The following is an 18,075-nucleotide window of genomic DNA, read 5'->3' as shown; positions in this document are numbered from 1 at the left end:
AGCTCCCACTGGTATAATCACACGAATGAATCAGACAAAATAAAATGGTGCAGACTTATTTTTAGAAATATAGTCTGCACCATTTTTATCTACTTGAATAGTCTGATTCTCAAACGATCTACCCAAACTGCTGAAGCCTTATTTTTTCAGTGGAATAGAAAAATAGAAAGTTGAGCCTTCACCCTTAACAGAAGTAAACCACAACTTACCTCCATTCTTCACTACGAAATCCTGACACAACAGCAATCCAAGTCCCGAACCTTCTTCATTATTAGTCCCGAAAGTACTGAAGTGCGTATCGGTGTGCAATAGTTTCTTCTGACTTTCTTCATCAATACCACATCCGCTATCCTTCACACTAACGATTGACATTCCATCCATATCTTCTACTTTTATGAGGATCTCAGAACCTTCATTACTGAATTTGATAGCATTGCTTATTAAATTGCGTATAACTGTTTTTATCATATCAATATCAGCATATACAGCCTGATGTTCCGGTGCTTCAATACGTAAATGAATATTCTTCAAACCGGCCACCATTGAGAAGATCTCTCCAACTCCCTCCACAACTTCAACCATGTCAATATCCTGATATACAACTTTAAGTTTACCTATCTGACTTTTCGTCCACTTCAACAAGTTGTCCAACAGAGAAAATACATCTTCAGTAGTCTGATTAGCCATGGTCAGCAGTTCGTACATGTCTTCACCTATTTTTTCTTTGGGCAAACTCAAGATCAGCATATTAAGTACCATCTTAATAGATCCCATAGGCGAACGAAGATCATGAGCTATAACCGAATAGAGCTTATCACGCCCGATAATAGTCTTTTTAAGCTCCTCCGTTTTAGCTTCAATAATACGTTTGGCTGCTACTAAAGAAATTTGGTGTGTGACACGGATTATCAACTCTTCCTTATTAAAAGGTTTAGATATAAAGTCATTGCCACCTACCTGAAAACCTTTCACTATATCGGCAGTGCTATTCAGTGCTGTCAAAAAGATAATTGGAATATGAGCTGCTTCGGGATCAGCCTTTAATTTCTGAGAGACTTCAAAACCGCTCATGTCCGGCATCATCACATCCAACAATATCAAATCCGGATTCTCTTTTTTCACTTGATCCAGTGCCTGGGTTCCATTACAGGCTGTCACTATGTTAAACTTCTCATTGGTCAACAATACTTTCAGCAAAAGGACATTTGACATTACATCGTCTACAATGAGAATTTTATATTCCGAGGGATTAATTTCCATATTCATCTTTATGTAGCTTTAATCTTGAGTTCTTATTTTATTATAACGTGTACTTCTTTTTAAAATAATCAATCATACGATCCAGACCTTCATCCAACAAAATTGTAGGCTGCCATCCCAGCTTTTCCTGTGCCAAACTGATATCAGGCTTACGCTGTTGAGGATCGTCATGAGGCAAAGGTTTGAAAGTTATCTTTGACTTCGACCCGGTTTTCCGGATAATCATCTCTGCCAACTGAAGCATGGAAAATTCATTGGGATTACCAAGATTTATAGGTCCCGTAAAATCATCATCCGTATTCATCATCCGAATCATACCTTCAACCAAGTCATCTATATACTGAAAGCTACGGGTTTGCTCACCGGTCCCATAGATAGTTATATCATCGTTCTTCAACGCCTGAATGACGAAATTAGAAACCACTCTCCCATCATGGGGCAGCATCCGTGGACCGTATGTATTGAAAATACGAACAATTTTAATACGTACGTTATTCTGGCGGTGATAATCCATAAAAAGGGTCTCAGAGCAGCGTTTCCCTTCATCATAACAAGAACGGATACCTATCGGATTGACATTTCCCCAATAAGATTCCGGTTGCGGATGTACCTCCGGATCACCATAAACTTCACTGGTCGAAGCCTGCAGAATTTTAGCATTAAGCCTTCTGGCTAATCCTAACATATTGATAGCTCCCATCACCGATGTTTTAATGGTCTGAATAGCGTCGTACTGATAATGTATGGGAGAAGCCGGACAGGCAAGATTGTATATTTCGTCTACTTCAGCACTATATGGGAATGTTATATCATGACGTACCACTTCAAAATGGTGATTATCCATTAAATGGATAATATTTTCTTTTGATCCGGTAAAAAAATTATCCAGACAAATGACGTCGTGTCCCTCGTTGATTAGCCGAGTACAGAGATGTGAGCCAATAAACCCGGCACCTCCGCTAACTAAGATTCTTTTCATGTAATTATTTTATAATGACAGAGGGCAAACGTGCGCCCTCTATCATTTAGATCTGCACAAATGTAAACGATTTGATTAAAATATGCAAGTTTTCCGAACACATATTTTTAATAAAAAGCCACCAATTCTAAAAATTCATTTATACTCCGAACGTGCTGCGCCAGCTTTCAAATTCCGCTTTTTTTTCTTCCGGAATGCTGATTTCCATTTCATCTGCTCGCCCCGTCTGTACCAATGTGTGTTCAACAAACTTCTCAATCATGGCATTACTCAGCATAACACACTTCAGTACAATCTCATATGCATGATAAATACGATCAAAAGCATTGAACTGCGAATACAAAAAACAAAGATGACGCGCCGAATTATCGTGTGCACTCCAACAATCTCCTTCCTTATACAAAAAAATACGGCTTTTATTGTCTATTTCTCTAAATAATACTTTTTCTAAATCCATAATAATCATTTTTAGGGGTTTAACATAAAAACGGAACTTCCGACTCGGTGTATACAAAGCTACACCAGGATCAGAAGATATTCGTGACCGATAGAATGTTTCTGTTTCAGAAATGCTTTCTCTCTATCTACATTAAGCGGTATCAACTCACTTATTATGCAAATAGAGGCTGCAAATGAAAAAATAGTTGCGAATACCGAAACAAGCCAGGGTGCAAATATGTTAAACAAAGAAACAAAGGCTATGATAATAAACGAATTAAATACAGGCTTAATAGAAGCCGCAAAAGAAAAAGTTCCGGCCGGAGCCAATCTGGCAAATACATTGATGGATATCTTATATATAGGTAAAGAAGCTATCTATCGCCGCCTGCGTGGAGAAGTACCATTTACACTGGCAGAAGCTGCTGTCATTTCAAGAAAATTAGGAATATCGCTCGACAAAATGATTGGTGTGAGTTTCAGCAATAACGCAGTATTCGATCTTAATGTAGTACACCATAGTAACACATTCGAGACTTACCATGACATCCTCACAAGATATGTCCATGCATTCGACAGTATCCGTGAAGACCCTACAACAGAAATGGCAACGTCATCGAATATTTTGCCTCAGGCACTATATCTCAAGCATGATATTCTTTCGAAATTCCGTTTGTTTAAGTGGATGTATCAGAACGAAAATATCAGATGTAAACACTTTGACGAACTGGAGATTCCACACAAAATATATGATGCCCAAAAAGACTTCGTCAACATGACACAGCAGATGAGAACTACAGATTACATCTGGGATAATACCGTTTTTGAACATGTTGTGAGAGACATACAGTTCTTCTCGGAAATCCATCTGATATCTGAAGAAGATAAAGAAATGATAAAAGATGATTTACTACTTCTGACGGAAGAATTGGAGGAACTCGCCGGGAAAGGTAAATACGAAACCGGCAATGATGTACGCATCTATATTTCGAATATTAAGTTTGACGCCACTTACAGTTATGTGGCAACCAGCAACAGCCACATCAGCATGATACGTATATATTCTATCAATGCCATTACTACCCAGGATGACGGCATGTTCCGCAGTTTGAAAGAATGGGTGCAATCACTCAAGAAATTCTCAACACAAATATCCGAAAGCGGAGAGATGCAACGTATACGCTTCTTTAAAGAACAGCGTGAAATAATAAACACCCTGTAACTTTCTTAAAACGAAAAACGAAACAATTGGGGAGAATAGTGACAATTATCGAAAACAGGTGGCATTGCCATCTGTTTTTTTTCATTCCCAACCTGTCTTTCCGACAATTATTTCCCAATCAGAAATACCCTCTTTTTTCCACACATGATATGCCACACAAAAGTTCGGGTTACTTACTCTATATTTGTATATGCCACAAGCTATTACAATTATTACAATATTATTAATCAATAACCCAAATGGCAGTTATGAAAAATTATATCGTTAACGAGCTTATTGCAGCAATGAAAGAGCGGATTCCCCGGGGAATAAATCTGGCTAACTATCTGACAGATGCACTATGCATGGGAAAAGAAGCTGTATACCGAAGATTACGGGGAGAAGTAGCCTTCACTTTCGACGAGGTTGCACTGGTTTCATGTAAACTGGGGATATCAATCGACCAGATTATTGGGAACCACCAGTCAAACCGGGTGACTTTCGACCTGAACTTACTGCATTCACCCGATCCCCTGGAGAGTTATTATGAAATTATAGAGCGTTATCTTCGCATCTTCAATTATGTAAAGGACGACAGTAGTACGAAGATATATACGGCTTCCAATGTGATCCCTTTTACTCTTTATTCTTCGTATGAATACCTATCGAAGTTCCGTTTATGCAGATGGATTTATCAGAACGGGAAAATACGTACTCCTAACAACTTGTCGGGTATGCAAATACCCGTCAAAGCGGTAAATGCCCACAAGTTATTGAGTGAAGCAGTTAAGGCGTGCAGAAAGACTTGTTTCATATGGGATAGTAACGTATTCTACTCGTTCGTGAAAGAAATGAAATACTTTGCCGGATTAAATCTGATCTCGGAAACAGACCTGATGCATTTAAAAAACGAACTGGTACTGTTGCTGCATGAATTGGAACAAATATCCGCAAAAGGAGAATTCGGTAACGGAAACAAAGTGGCCATTTACTTATCGAATATCGACTTTGAGGCAACCTATAGCTATATAGAAAAGAAAGATTTCCAGATCAGTCTCCTCCGGGTATATTCCATTAATTCGATGGATTCTCAGAGCCCACGAATTTGCGGGATACAAAAAGATTGGATACAATCGTTAAAAAGACACTCTACACTGATCTCAGAGAGCGGAGAGGCACAAAGAATCAGCTTTCTTGAACAGCAAAAAAGTTTTATCGACACATTATAAGCTTACCCGACGAAGATATGCATAAAAAAGATGGCTACGCCCTTTAGTATATAGGGTGTAGCCATCCCGACGTTTGGGTGTAGCCATCCGCCCCAGATGGCTACACCCTCCCACCTAAACTCCATCGACCTCTTGTTTCCGAATCAACCAACCGTTGATCTGCACGTCCACACTAATATAGTTTCCATTGCTATCCATGCCCTTAAAGAACAAAATGATACCATGCTTATCAGCACGATCCAGATATTCCTGCAGAGGTAAATCAGAATATTGCTGAAGCCTCAACGCGTTGAGATACTTATTCAGAGAGATGTCAAGAATCACATTGCCCGATGGCTTATGTGTAATAACCAATCTGTTTTCTTTGTCAGTCATCAGTCGCAATGTGTTCAGTTCGGCTATAGCTCCGGTTTCAGAATCGTTTTCGGTATGGTAAGTAGTATATTCTACTTTCTCGTCCGTTTCATCTCCCAAAAGCCCGTTTTCATGATCGTACCTTCCATTGGGTGAAACGATCCGAAAATCATAATCATCCACATCAATGTTGCTATCATCAAGCATTTGCATGATAATGCGAAATTTTTTCGTATTTTTCAGCAACGAGACAGTAGTGACATCATTATTATATTGCGGAGACACTTCTGCCTGCTTGCCATGCCATAGCAGATGGAGTTCCCTGTCGACCACTCCCCCACCACTCCGGGTTTTCAAGTTATTGACGCTGACCTCCAGATCCGCCAGTGTAGATACTCCGGGAGTGAGTGCAACCTTATCATACGACTCGCCGTACAATCCGGACCAAGCAACAAAAATATACTTCTTGCCTGCCATGGATTGAGGTAAAGTCATCAGATAATCCGGTGCAAAAGCACCGGATTTTTCTTCAAGTTCTGTCACAAATACACCTTTTTCATCGAATACATACAAGTTCATCTTGGTTGCCTGCTTATGAAACAGGTCTATGTATTCCAGGTTGTAGTCGTATACAAAGCGGACATAAGAGTTGCAATCTTCATCCATCCCGTCTCTGACGCAGGAAGCACATAGCAGAAGGCAGCAACATGCAACCTGTATGTATCCGATAAATCTGTTCATAGCTACTTCAGTTTAGTTTAAATAAGAAAGAATTTATAAAAGTTCCTCTACATTCTGATTACGGATATACCACCGCATAATGTTGACATCTGCCGAGATCCAAGAGGTATCTTCATCATCCGGATCTGTTCCCGGAGGATTGATCACCGGCTGTCCCGGACCAATAATCTTATTGATGCTAAGTTGGTAAACGTTATTACGCACTACACCATAACGTCCATATCCCATCAGTACGGGTACCATATTATTGGAGAAATGGCGAATCAGGACAGTATAATAGCACACTCCTTCATAGTAGAAATTAAGGCCACCCACCGAAAATGAAGCCGTAGGTGAGTTAAACGCATTCGGATTCCATGCCAGTACATCGTTGATAGCCTGTTCCAATCCGGCGTCACGCAATTCCTGAGGAATCAGGTTCCTGTCATTCACCATGTCTCTCATGGCTTCTACTCTGATAGCATTACCTTTGAAATAGTAGAAGCTGATGCCACCACTGTTACGAGTTGCAACCGATCCAAAGCCATTCGGTGTATAAGTACCACTGATCACTACGCGGGTAGTAACGTCATGGCGCTGTTCAACAGCTTCCATTGTATTTTCCAGAGTATAATCATAATCATCAAAATCCTTCGTCAACTCCGGAGTTCCGGACAGGTATTCAAATTGCCCGGCAGGATTTCCACCATTCCATGCACTGAATCCGGTAAAGTTCGGGTCCTCGGCATATCGTTCTTCCCTGTATCCGCTATTGAGCTGTTCCATTTCGCCCGGCACACCACCCGAATTAGCGATAAAAGTCATTTTACGCATCCAATAAGTATACTGGTTGGTTACATCCAGCCCCCATTTCAAATTATCAATCCGGTCTCCGTGCGGCACTACTTCAGGCACCCCACTAACAACCACTTTTGCTACTGCACGCTCTACTTCTACCCTCACCGGATTTTCCTCAGCCATCCGCTGATTATCCTTCAGTTCTACTTCAGGAACAAAAATAAGATCCTGATGATTGGTCATATAAAAGTTATTGTCTGCGGCAATACCATAAGGCTGTATCAACGACTCTTTTGTCATGTTGGCAGCACGTGATAAATAACTTCTGGGATTTCCTTGTTCGGTTATTTCCAGTAATTCGCCGGGAGGATTGATCAGAATAAGCAATTCATAGTCCTGCTTCACCACTTCACGCCCCACCGTCACAAAACGGCTCACTGTAGGAGTAGCCGAAGGCACGTCTTCTCCTCTGACTACATCTCCTCCAGTAAATTCATTCACTCCATCAGTAGATACATTCAGATCCCAGGAGTATCGCACCGTATTATTCTTGGTTTCATACAGCACCATGCGTACATGATTTACCACCTGTTCTTCTGTACGTCCCGAGGTTGTCGGGTCGACTGCCACCCGGGTACCGGCCAACGAACCGGTAGATAAGCGCATGGAGAGAAACGCTTTCTCCGTTGGTTCCGGCACTTCTTTACCGGGACTGCCGCCAGGGTCAAAATTCTCTTCATCGCTACAAGATACCATCATCATCATTCCGGCTCCGATTGCGAGGCCGAACATTAGTTTTTTCCATTCTACTTTCATAGTTCTACAATTGTTTAATTAATAAATACATTTATTGGTCACTCCTGGGTTTTTAGCCAAGCCGCTAACTGCCCCATATTGTATACTGCCGTTTGTATACCGGCATTTATTGCTTTCTCCAGATATTCTCCTCCTTTCTCATATTCCTGTTTCATCAGGTAAGCCACTCCTAAATTATTCCACGCTTCGGGCATATCCAGCTTTTGCAGACGAATAATAGCAGCATCTACAGCACCCTTCTCCAATTCGAGTGCCGCCGTATTAAGCTGTGCTATCGGATCATCGGGATAAATACGAGCAGCTATGTCGAACACTTCTTTAAACTCCTTGCTATCCTTGGGATAGGTATCGGCTACAAGAAACATCTCATTCAGACTGAGATACCAGGGTTTTGTTTTAATCAGTTCTTTTGCTTCATCTACATTGAAAGCACGTGCCACATAGGCAATGGTATATTCGTTACGACGCAAAGGCGGATAATAGTCTTGCAATAGCATTCGGTAGGTAATGCCCCCATTCAAAGCCTGCAACCGATTCTTTCGCCGGGTAATATCAGTCTCCCCATCGATAAGAGCGAGTATAACCTCTTTATCATTCAGGCGAGAAGCTGCGACTTCATTACGCAGACCTGTCCAGTCTTCTCCCTTCCAATCAACGGTTAACAAAGACCTGTCAACTCCCCCACGATTCCGCAAATAACCGACCAACGCCAATGCCCGATTTTCCGACAACTTCATGTTACGATTGTAATTGCCCTCAGGTGATGCATAGCCTGTAACCTTAAATTCCGTTACAGTCAGGTTGGAGTCATTATGTATCTCATGGACAATCCGATCTACTTCAGCAAGTACATTGGCATTATTCTTATAATTGCGTAACAAAACGTGTTTATCTACTTCGAAATTCAGACGGGCCGTATAAGTCTCGCTACGTTGCTTCAACGGTTCCACCGGTGGAGTTACATAGCTCAATTCATACCGGGGCGTAAACACCTCGTCAAATACCGATGTCATGACAATATGCTCATCCCGCCCGACAGCACAATCGGCACAACCGGTCACTTTTTCATGGAAAACAAATCTTGACTGCCGCATCCATTCATCATATGGTAACCTGAGATGGATATCCACCACCTGGGGCATTCCGTTTTTCCGTTTTTCGACAAGCATAGGAAGCGTATCAAAATCAGCAGAGCCAAAAGCCAAAGCTCGTTTCAGGGCCCGATATCGCTTGGGTCCGGCAATCACTACAGGAGCAAACTGTTTCTGTTCCCCGCCTCCGGCAGATTGCAGAATCGGTGTAAGTACAACCATTTGCTGACTACCCAACTTCACGGTTTCCAAATCAAGGGATACATCCAGATTCAACTCCCCTCCCTTCCGGACTACATGATGCTGTCCAAAAACGATATGACCTTGATAAGTATTTTGCGCTTGAATGCCCATGCTATAAAGAACAAAACCCAATATCAGAAAATAAAACCTTTTCATATCTTTCATTTTTAAAAAATTCAACTTAGCGAATAAAATAGACTAAAGAGACAGCTGCTTTAGTAGGACCTACATAATTTTTATGTCCACTCTTTATTTTAGGGCTACAGTTCACACAACGATATTTATCGTATACCCAATGAGCATATCCCACTCCGACCGAGGCTTCCAAGCTCCAACGCTTACTCAGCACCCACTGATGTCCCACACTGACGCCTCCTCCATAGAAATACCCTTCATAACGATGATCTTTGAGTGAAGGAAACATCTTAAAAGGCAAATGGATACCGGCCACGCTAAATTCACCCCCATGCAGGTGTAGTCCCCAAAAGGTTCCATTGAAACGTTCGCAGGTCCAGTAACGAAATTCCGGCTGTACCAGCCAATGCTTGAAACGCTTGTTCCCCCCCAACGTAAACGGATTGTAACCGCCATACAGATCGAGTGTGGTTTTCTTGCCCAGCCCTATCTCCAATGCCAGATTCGGTGTAGTGGTAGCATCATACAGAAGGTTGTTTTTCAGAGCGACATGCTGTGCACTTATAGCTACTGAAATCGATATTGCGGCTCCAAACAGAATTAGCTTTTTCATACTCGTTTCTTCTATTATATATACTGACTAAAAAACTTGCTCAAAATGAACATGACAAATATCGCGGAATTGTATCATTCCGGGAATTGTATTCATTTCTCTTATAGAAGAAAAAAGAATAATAAAAATTCTAATAATGAGGCTTTAATGAAATGAAGTTGCTAAATGTAAAAAAGGGAGGGGAAAGTTCTGCGTAGTTTCGCTTTCCGCAAACAAAACAGCAGTATGTTGCGATCCGGGCAAAAAGAAGGGGCAAAAAAACAGGCATAGATTCTATACAGAATATGCCCGTCAACGATGGGATATATGCTTGTAAAATCTATGCCTGCAAGATTAATTTAACGGGCAGGCTTCTTATCGACATTTCCCGGCTGGTCCTCTTCAGGAATACTAAAGTCGCGGTTGGCAAACAGATCAGCCAAACCCGATATTTGCTTTAAGCGCAACAACTCATCCCGATCCATACCAATATTCTTCATTATCCATTGGTCGGACATGCCTGCTTTATCCAGTTCGGCAACAATGTGACACATCAATTCTATATTGTGTGTACCCCGGGCACGATTATGGCGGATAGTGGAACTCATACGATTGGAAAGATCTTTGTCGATCACCACTACAGGCAACATCCCATTTTCTCTCTGAAAGATACGTTTGGAGGTCTTCAGCACAGAATAACGATGGAAACCATCGACAAGGATATAAATATCCTTCTCCTTATCATAATAACAAACGCAAGGCATAGTGAACCCATCCTCCCAGATAGAAAGTTCAAGGAGCTTCATTTCCGGAGGAGCCACTATATTGGGATTGTAATCATTGGCCTGTACTTTTTCAACCGGAACCGCAATTACATTATATACCGGACTTTTCTTTATACTCATTGCAATATGTTTTTATATTGTTCGATTACTTGATTTCGTTTACTCATCTCCTCTTTCGTCGGAGAGAATCCCATATACTTGCAAGCATGATCATTTTTCAAGATACAGATACACATACGCTTGTAAGTGGGAATTTCCCTGAATTCCGGAATATCGACATCATCCTGATATTCCATACGAACCGGTTTCTTGTTCGTTTTATAGTTGGAGCTATCCATAACGATAATAGGCACTTTTGCCGCATTCAGTCTACGAATTGTTTCGTCACTCAGACATCCTCCTTTTGTACGCCAAAACTGAACGCTGACCTGCAACTTACGAAGATATCCGTTTCGGGTTCGATCGGGTAAAGTGGAAAGCAGGAAATACATAAATTCCCGCCAGGTATATCCTTCCGGAAGTTTGATGGACTGCCATCCCATCGCATGAGTTCCTCCATACATACTCGTAAAATTGACCCCATTGACACGGCCTATCATTTTCCCCCATGTATTCGGATCAATAGCACGATAAAGTGCCAGGCTCTCTTGCGCCTCACCTATGAACGGACTGGCTACACGCTGACGCTCCAGATTAACCCCTGCCCAGTAATAATAATCATATAGTTTATTGTAATCCCACTTAAATTTCCCGTTAGCTGTCCATACGTCCGTTGTCTTCCAGTCATATATAGGGTATGCATTAAAGATGTCGTTTCCCACCTTTGAGGTCCATCGATAGCGATGATACATCTGATATTTACGATTGAGATAGATACAACGCCAACGGTTGAAACTTTCTTGTGTACGGATACCAATCAGGCAACAAGTACGCACGGCATCCTTTTTAGTATGCAGCCAAGAGGCAAAACGCATCTGGAACTCATAGTCCCACATCTGTATATTATAAAAAGGAAAGTCTTCCTTCGTCATGGCATTCTCAGGCATCGGACGTACCCACAATTCCTTTTTGCTGTCCTCCCACGGACGCCAGAAAGACTGATACATGGATGTACAGGTTGCTACCCGGAACGGTACACAGACACGATATACTTCCAGAATATCCTTATTGTCCTCCAACATACGGGCAATGTAATCGATTGTCATTTTATATTGTATCTCATAATCCATATGGAAAACCCCGAGTTTTATTTTCAGGTTATTCTTACGGATATAATCAATACATAAACTCAATAACACCCCGCTGTCTTTACCTCCCGAAAAGGAAAGATAGACATTATCAAACTCATTGAAAATGATACGCAAACGTTCCTGCGCTAACTCATATACATTTTTAGGGGTAGTTGCTGTTTTAATCATCATTCATCTTTTTGCATTTTTACATAACGTTTCCATGCCTTCTCTACTATAAACCCATGTTTTTCAAACACTGCCTGATGCTCGACCATGACAACGGCACACAACCGTACTTCCGAGCCGATTGCCCCCAAGGTGGTAGTAATTAATAAAGAGAGTGTTTCACGGTTATCATCACAGACATAATAGTTATTGATAACACAACCGCTTCTCCTCCGCTCTACCGGCATGAAGCCAACAACAGACTTTTTATCTACAGCAATGAACCACACATAGTGTTCAGTCGTTTTAAAAGGATAATTATTATTTGCACTCAAAACATCCGGATTCATCACTAACGGAGCTATAAGTTGGTATAAGCGTTTTTCTGTTCCTTGCACTTGTATTGTTTGTATCATGGTATCAAAGCCCTTTTGGTATATAATCTATGCAAATGGCAAAAATAGATAAAAAATGAAAGCAAAATGCAGATATAACTATAAAAAACCAAAAAGAAAAAAGATGGCACGATTATAAAACATTGTGTCTTTTTAATATAAAACTTCCCGCTTTCCTTTTTTGTTCTTATATAATTATTAAAATAAGAAATAGCTTGACTATGAAATTATTACATATAAAACGACACACCACTTGCCTCAATTATGTATCTGATTACAACATATGCTTTATTCACCAAAGACTCTTCTCAGGAGGCGATTTTAAAGTAGATAATCATCATCACTCGTGCATTTTATTTCTTTTAAAAGGAGAACTCCTGACATCTTGCAGTGAGTTCCACAATCAACACGTTGCTGAAGGAAACATGATTCTCTTTCCCCAAAACGACCCGAATAAAAGCAAGAGCATGACAGAGACAGAATTTGTATTGCTATTCTTTGATAACCAGATAAATCTTTATAATAAGACGTCTATCGAATCACTTACCATTCACTCTGAATACGAAAATACTTATTTATACTCCTTACCTATCTATCCTCCATTGCGACATGTGTTGGACAGTATTTGCTTCTATCTAAAACAGAAAGTTCAGTGTAGCCATATACACGAATTAAAACAAAAAGAGGTATTCATGGCATTCGGAACATTCTACAACCAGACAGAAATGGCACATTTCCTAATGCCTATCTTAGGACGAGATCTAAACTTCAAGAGTTTCGTACTCGCAAATTACAGACAAGTACGAAACATCAAACAGTTTGCACAACTATATCATTGCTCCGAGCGCTCTTTCAACCGTAAATTTAAAAGTTGTTTTCATGATACTCCCTATAATTGGATTCTCACCCAAAAAACACGCCACATCAAAGGACAATTAGCCAATCGCGATATCCCCATCAGTGAGATAGCCCGAACTTTTCACTTTGCCTCACCCTCACATTTCACCACCTATTGCAAAAAAAAGCTTGGAATCACTCCAAGTGAATTCAGAGAAAAAATTGCAGAATAAGAAGTCCTGACCCGAAAAATGGAAAAAATAGAATTTGTATTGCGACGGGAACAAAATAACAGAAATGGCATTTATCTGAACTACGTCAACGGCTACTGGTATACTTATGAATGGTCGGCTTTCTTGTTATGTATGCTCTTCCCGGAAATCGAAGTAAGAAAACTCTTTGGAGTGCAGCCTGAAGAGAGTTATGCCATAGCCCGAGTAAAAAAAACAATTATAAAAAAGCTTGAAAAGAAATATCCGACATCCGTGATGGATGACTCTATCAAAATTTTGCTTCCTCCTTTCAACGAAGATGAAAATATCTTCCTGAATTGGAAAGCATTACTCCCTCCGTAAAATCGATTATCACAGCGTCTCACTAAGAAAGGCACTGCAGAACCGTACATTGGATATTCAAATCTTAGGTGGAAAATTCTTATTTTATAGTTAGTCCCCCCTTATAAATCATTTATCGATATTTAATACGGTTGTATGTTTAATTTCACTCAAAACAAATGAGCTCTGCATTTTAATGATACCGTGTACCTTAGTCAGTTTCTCAAAAACAAATTGATTATAAGCATCCAAATCTTTTAAAACTACTTTAATGAAGAAGTCGTAAATACCACCGGTAGAATAACATTCCATGATTTCATCTATATTCTTTATCTCTTCTTGAAAACGTTTAATATGTTCGTCATCATGAACTGCCAGAGAGACATTACAAAAGACAATTAACGGCAGTCCTATCTTCTTATTATCTACCAAAGCAACATACCCTTTTATATAGCCATCATTTTCCAGCCGTTTGATGCGTTCGTATATCGGAGTTTTGGAAATATGAAGCTTCTCGGAAAGCTCCTTAGTGTTTACCTTAGCGTCTTTCTGTAATACCTGAAGTATTTCAATGTCGGTTTTGTCTAATTGCCCCATAGTCTTTTTTCCTATTTTAAATGGTTTAAGTTCTCCTTTTCAGGAAAATAGAATAGAAAAACAAGCAAATATAGGAATAATATCGTATTTTAAACCGACATATAGGAAAATAATCCATTATAGATAACTTTGCAAGCACAAAAGCAATATAAATATATGGAAACAAAGAATCTTTCAAGTTCCACACACAAATGTGTTTTAGTGATTGATAACGCCCAACCTACGGGCATAGTAGCTAACATTGCCAGTGTCTTGTCCATGACACTTGGATGTAAAGTCAATAACATTGTGAGTCATGATGTATACGATAAACAAGGCGAAAAACATTTAGGCATAACCCAACTCCCAATTCCTATACTTGGAGCTTCGCAAGAAAAGATAAAAGAAATCCGTAAGCTATTCAATTCTTTAAAAATAGAAGAGCTGGTATTAGTCGATTTTTCTACTATTGCTCAACAATCTAAAACTTATGATGAATACGAACGGGAAATGTATAGTGCCAATGAAGCAGACCTGCACTACATTGGCATTGGAATTTGTGCCGAGAAGAAAATTATAAATAAAGTAACCGGCTGTTTAAGCCTGATCAGATAAAATGTATAAAAATAAGAATATACTATACCCTATTATCTCTTTACTGACGGTTGTTATACAGGGTACCATTTTTGTCTCTGCCAAAGTATTAATCAATGAAAGATTACCACTGGTAGAGATTCTATTATGCCGTTTTATTTTAGCTTATTCATGTATATGGATAATATCACACGGAAAACTTTGGGCTAATTGCCCGAAGGATGAATTACTTCTTTTCCTTGCGGGATTATGCGGAGGTTCTCTGTATTTTATTGCAGAGAACACAGTTTTGGGAATAACACCAGCTTCCAATTTATGCCCGGAACATTGCAACACAACAGAAAGAATCAGAATCATTTGAAAAAAACGCAATAGTCCAAACTATTTGGCATATTCTACTATGCCATAAAAAACAATCGTTATATTTGCTTACGAAACAGGCATCCAATTTGGATATACGTTCGTTGGTCGATGTTGAAACATTCGAAGGAATATTGAATTTTCAATACAAATTAAATCTTAAAACATTATATAAAGATTACATAAAAGCTATTGAATATTATCTAAATCATGACGAATTCCTGAATAAATAAAAGTTGAACTTATGAGAAAGCGATTGTATTCACTTGTCGTACCATTGATATTGGTAGCATGTAGTCAAAAAGTTGAATTGGGTAGTACCGGAATGTATCCGAACTATCAAGTTGGTGAAGTGGTTAGTCTTATTCCGGTAGACTCCCTGACTTATGGAGATGTGATCGCATATTATGCATATATACCCGGCTTTCAGGAGAGGGCATTTAAACGAATTGTCGGACTTCCTGGTGACACTATCCGTTTTCAGGATCAGCAATGTATCATTAACGGCAAGAAGTGCGAATGGGAATTTATACGAAAGCTTTTCTATGAAGATGATGAATGTGAAGAGTATTGCGAACGTCTGCCCAACGACATAAAGGTAAACACCTGTAAAAGCGTTGTACCCATAGATTCGACAACGGCTACCACGTCTGCGATTGTTGTTCCGGCGGGCAGCTACTTCGTTGCAGGGGATTACAGAAGTGGCTCAATTGACAGCCGTTCGCAAGGATGCATAGCTGCGGATTCAATTATCGGTAAAAGTGCAAAAAGAAAATGAACATCTGAGGATATCCCCGATTTATCATACCACAAAACAATGAATAGCAAGAACTTCAAATAGGTTAAAGTTGATATCACTTAAGCGCAACGAATTTTTTGTATACCTAAAGCCCATTGTTCAACGATACAGATGAACTAAAAGAGGGTGTGTCGAAACTCACCACAGAGGACACAGAGTAACATAGAGTGATTTTTAAGTTATTGATTATCAACATTCTTATTCTGTGATAATCTGTGTAATCTGTGGTAAAAAGAGTTTTGACACAGCCCCGGATATATACAGCTCCTATTAAAACATGGAACATTTACTATTTCGCTTCTCTTCCGCTTTGATCCGGGTTTCGCTCTATATAGTATTTGATTCTTTCAGACCAGGGTTTATCTTCAAGTGGAAACACATTAGAGCGTTCCGCCCATTTATTCCACTTAGCCTCCAGCTTTTTCACTTCTTTCGGATATTGAGCGGACAGATCTTTTGTTTCAAATGGATCCGTCTTTAAATCAATTAGTTCCCATGGTTCATTCTGGCTGCCACGTACCAGTTTCCAATGATCGGAAATAATAGCGCAGGAACTTTGGTGTTCAAAGTATAATTCTCTGGGCTTTATTTTTTTCCCATTGATTGAAGGAAGTAAGCTTTTACCTGGCAAATTATCTTTGAAATCCGAAGGGTAAGTGGCTGTGGCAAGATCTATACAAGTAGGCAGTATATCAATAATATGAGCCGGTTGTCTGCAAATCTGACCTTTCATCTTATTTTTTTCAGCATCTCCATAGGATAAGATAAAAGGTGTACTTGTACCTCCCTGAAAACATTGTGACTTATAACTTCTATAAGGGGTGTTACTCAAGTCAGCCATAAGCTGTCCCAAATATCCGCCTTCTTTTGTTGCGCCATTATCACTTAAAAAGATAAATACGGTATTATCCAGCATCCCTTTTTGCCTGATTGTTTCCACCAATTCACCAATTCCGCTATCCACGATTTCAATCATAGCAGCATAAGTAGCCATATCGGTAATCCATTGTTCCTGTTGTTTTCGTGTGAGTGTTTCCCAAGAAGGACGTTTTCCACCAAACTCTTTTTGGAAGACGGGATAATCCATTTCGTCCGGAATGAACTTCAACTTCTTTAATCTGTCGAAACGCTGCTTGCGCAGCACGTCATATCCCACCTTATACCGATTTATGCATTTACCCACGCGATCAGCAGGAGCCTGAAGAGGCAAGTGAGGAGCATAATGAGCCACGTACATAAACATCGGTCTGCCTGCAGGATGCTGTTTGACAAAACTTACTGCCGAATCGGTGATGGCAGTGGTGTAATAATAATCATCGGGGAATTCGGTAATTCGGGTCAGATTACTGTATACGGGAGTCGGTTTATAATAATTCCCTCCTCCGCTCAGGCAACCGTAATATTTGTCAAAACCTCTCTGGGCCGGATAGCTGCCGTTAGGAGCATCAAAAGCTCCATCTACTGTAACGTGCCATTTGCCGCTCATATAAGTGCTGTAACCATTCGCCTTCATCACTTCGGCAATAGTAGGGATGTTTTTCGTAATCTGTCCTCTGTATCCGGGGCGATGTTCATCTACTGCCGTCATCCATCCCATGCCCGCCTCATGCTGGTAGTGCCCTGTCAGCAAAGCAGCACGGCTGGGGCAACTTCTTCCTGTATTCTTGAACAGGCTGAAGCGAACACCGTTTTCTGCAAGACTGTCGATGTTTGGGGTCTGGATTTCACTTCCGTAACAACCCAGGTCGGAAAAGCCCATGTCGTCACATAAAATCAATACAATGTTAGGAGGAGTATTTGTCTGGGCCTTTATACAGGTGAGCCCGGCTCCTAACAAGAATGAAGTATACAATACTCTGTTCATATGATTATAATTTAAAATTGAAATAAATATGTGTTTATTCTATCCACAGCAAGCCGGG

The 18,075-nt window shown here is 40.2% G+C and carries 18 protein-coding genes; 6 read left to right on the top strand and 12 right to left on the bottom strand.

Annotated elements, in window-relative coordinates:
• Window positions 1-138 precede the first annotated feature (138 nt).
• The 3 genes from R3O62_RS14200 to R3O62_RS14190 all read right to left on the bottom strand — a co-directional run bounded on the left by R3O62_RS14200 (window position 139) and on the right by R3O62_RS14190 (window position 2,696).
• Window positions 139-1,266: a response regulator gene (locus tag R3O62_RS14200; RefSeq protein WP_005805597.1), complete on the bottom strand. Its 1,128-nt coding sequence runs from the start codon at window positions 1,264-1,266 to the stop codon at window positions 139-141.
• 34 nt (window positions 1,267-1,300) lie between these two features.
• Window positions 1,301-2,239, bottom strand: a complete 939-nt coding sequence (locus R3O62_RS14195; RefSeq protein WP_005777113.1) for a UDP-glucuronic acid decarboxylase family protein — start codon at window positions 2,237-2,239, stop codon at window positions 1,301-1,303.
• Between the two features lie 139 nt (window positions 2,240-2,378).
• Complete coding sequence (locus tag R3O62_RS14190; RefSeq protein WP_005805595.1) at window positions 2,379-2,696, bottom strand: hypothetical protein; 318 nt, start codon at window positions 2,694-2,696, stop codon at window positions 2,379-2,381.
• Between the two features lie 243 nt (window positions 2,697-2,939).
• Between R3O62_RS14190 and R3O62_RS14185 the strand changes: the two genes are divergently transcribed.
• Window positions 2,940-3,899, top strand: coding sequence for a hypothetical protein (locus tag R3O62_RS14185; RefSeq protein ID WP_317472573.1), 960 nt, complete (start codon window positions 2,940-2,942; stop codon window positions 3,897-3,899).
• Window positions 3,900-4,147: 248 nt separating this feature from the next.
• Window positions 4,148-5,107: a hypothetical protein gene (locus R3O62_RS14180; protein WP_032530214.1), complete on the top strand. Its 960-nt coding sequence runs from the start codon at window positions 4,148-4,150 to the stop codon at window positions 5,105-5,107.
• 114 nt (window positions 5,108-5,221) lie between these two features.
• On the opposite strand, the gene R3O62_RS14175 is transcribed toward R3O62_RS14180, so the two are convergent.
• From R3O62_RS14175 to R3O62_RS14145, 7 genes are all read right to left on the bottom strand, one after another.
• The gene (locus R3O62_RS14175) at window positions 5,222-6,202 is read right to left on the bottom strand and encodes a FimB/Mfa2 family fimbrial subunit (protein ID WP_005777106.1); all 981 of its coding nucleotides are present in this window, start codon (window positions 6,200-6,202) and stop codon (window positions 5,222-5,224) included.
• A 33-nt stretch (window positions 6,203-6,235) separates the two neighbouring features.
• On the bottom strand, window positions 6,236-7,795 hold the full coding sequence (locus R3O62_RS14170) for an Mfa1 family fimbria major subunit (RefSeq protein ID WP_005805588.1): 1,560 nt from the start codon (window positions 7,793-7,795) through the stop codon (window positions 6,236-6,238).
• Between the two features lie 38 nt (window positions 7,796-7,833).
• A complete protein-coding gene (locus tag R3O62_RS14165; RefSeq protein ID WP_317472574.1) occupies window positions 7,834-9,285 on the bottom strand; it encodes a DUF3868 domain-containing protein in 1,452 nt (483 codons plus the stop codon).
• A gap of 25 nt (window positions 9,286-9,310) precedes the next feature.
• Window positions 9,311-9,877, bottom strand: coding sequence for a DUF3575 domain-containing protein (locus R3O62_RS14160; RefSeq protein ID WP_022012890.1), 567 nt, complete (start codon window positions 9,875-9,877; stop codon window positions 9,311-9,313).
• Window positions 9,878-10,215: 338 nt separating this feature from the next.
• Window positions 10,216-10,761 carry an IbrB-like domain-containing protein gene (locus tag R3O62_RS14155; RefSeq protein ID WP_005777096.1) on the bottom strand — a complete coding sequence of 182 codons (546 nt, stop codon included), beginning with the start codon at window positions 10,759-10,761 and terminating at the stop codon, window positions 10,216-10,218.
• Window positions 10,758-12,062 carry a DUF3440 domain-containing protein gene (locus R3O62_RS14150; RefSeq protein ID WP_005820060.1) on the bottom strand — a complete coding sequence of 435 codons (1,305 nt, stop codon included), beginning with the start codon at window positions 12,060-12,062 and terminating at the stop codon, window positions 10,758-10,760. The genes R3O62_RS14155 and R3O62_RS14150 overlap by 4 nt, the downstream gene beginning before the upstream one ends.
• Complete coding sequence (locus R3O62_RS14145; protein WP_317472575.1) at window positions 12,059-12,454, bottom strand: hypothetical protein; 396 nt, start codon at window positions 12,452-12,454, stop codon at window positions 12,059-12,061. Before R3O62_RS14145 ends, R3O62_RS14150 begins: the two co-directional genes overlap by 4 nt.
• 200 nt (window positions 12,455-12,654) lie before the next feature.
• On the opposite strand from R3O62_RS14145, the gene R3O62_RS14140 reads away from it, so the two are divergent.
• Complete coding sequence (locus tag R3O62_RS14140; protein ID WP_220653655.1) at window positions 12,655-13,503, top strand: helix-turn-helix transcriptional regulator; 849 nt, start codon at window positions 12,655-12,657, stop codon at window positions 13,501-13,503.
• Between the two features lie 18 nt (window positions 13,504-13,521).
• Window positions 13,522-13,845 carry a hypothetical protein gene (locus tag R3O62_RS14135; protein ID WP_005777089.1) on the top strand — a complete coding sequence of 108 codons (324 nt, stop codon included), beginning with the start codon at window positions 13,522-13,524 and terminating at the stop codon, window positions 13,843-13,845.
• Window positions 13,846-13,953: 108 nt separating this feature from the next.
• On the opposite strand, the gene R3O62_RS14130 is transcribed toward R3O62_RS14135, so the two are convergent.
• The gene (locus R3O62_RS14130; RefSeq protein ID WP_005777087.1) at window positions 13,954-14,421 is read right to left on the bottom strand and encodes an Lrp/AsnC family transcriptional regulator; all 468 of its coding nucleotides are present in this window, start codon (window positions 14,419-14,421) and stop codon (window positions 13,954-13,956) included.
• Between the two features lie 156 nt (window positions 14,422-14,577).
• On the opposite strand from R3O62_RS14130, the gene R3O62_RS14125 reads away from it, so the two are divergent.
• Together R3O62_RS14125 and lepB are read left to right on the top strand one after the other, a co-directional pair.
• Window positions 14,578-15,015 (top strand): DUF2000 domain-containing protein, encoded by a 438-nt coding sequence (locus R3O62_RS14125; protein ID WP_044300121.1) that lies wholly within the window; start codon window positions 14,578-14,580, stop codon window positions 15,013-15,015.
• 583 nt (window positions 15,016-15,598) lie between these two features.
• Window positions 15,599-16,132, top strand: a complete 534-nt coding sequence (lepB, locus tag R3O62_RS14120; protein ID WP_269109704.1) for a signal peptidase I — start codon at window positions 15,599-15,601, stop codon at window positions 16,130-16,132.
• A gap of 310 nt (window positions 16,133-16,442) precedes the next feature.
• Here lepB and R3O62_RS14115 read toward each other — a convergent pair whose 3' ends face one another.
• Window positions 16,443-18,017, bottom strand: a complete 1,575-nt coding sequence (locus R3O62_RS14115; RefSeq protein ID WP_044300120.1) for an arylsulfatase — start codon at window positions 18,015-18,017, stop codon at window positions 16,443-16,445.
• Window positions 18,018-18,075: the final 58 nt, after the last annotated feature.

The sequence above is a fragment of the Bacteroides hominis genome (genome assembly GCF_033042785.2).
Classification (GTDB): domain Bacteria; phylum Bacteroidota; class Bacteroidia; order Bacteroidales; family Bacteroidaceae; genus Bacteroides; species Bacteroides hominis.
This window is presented reverse-complemented; position numbering and strand designations above follow the sequence as displayed.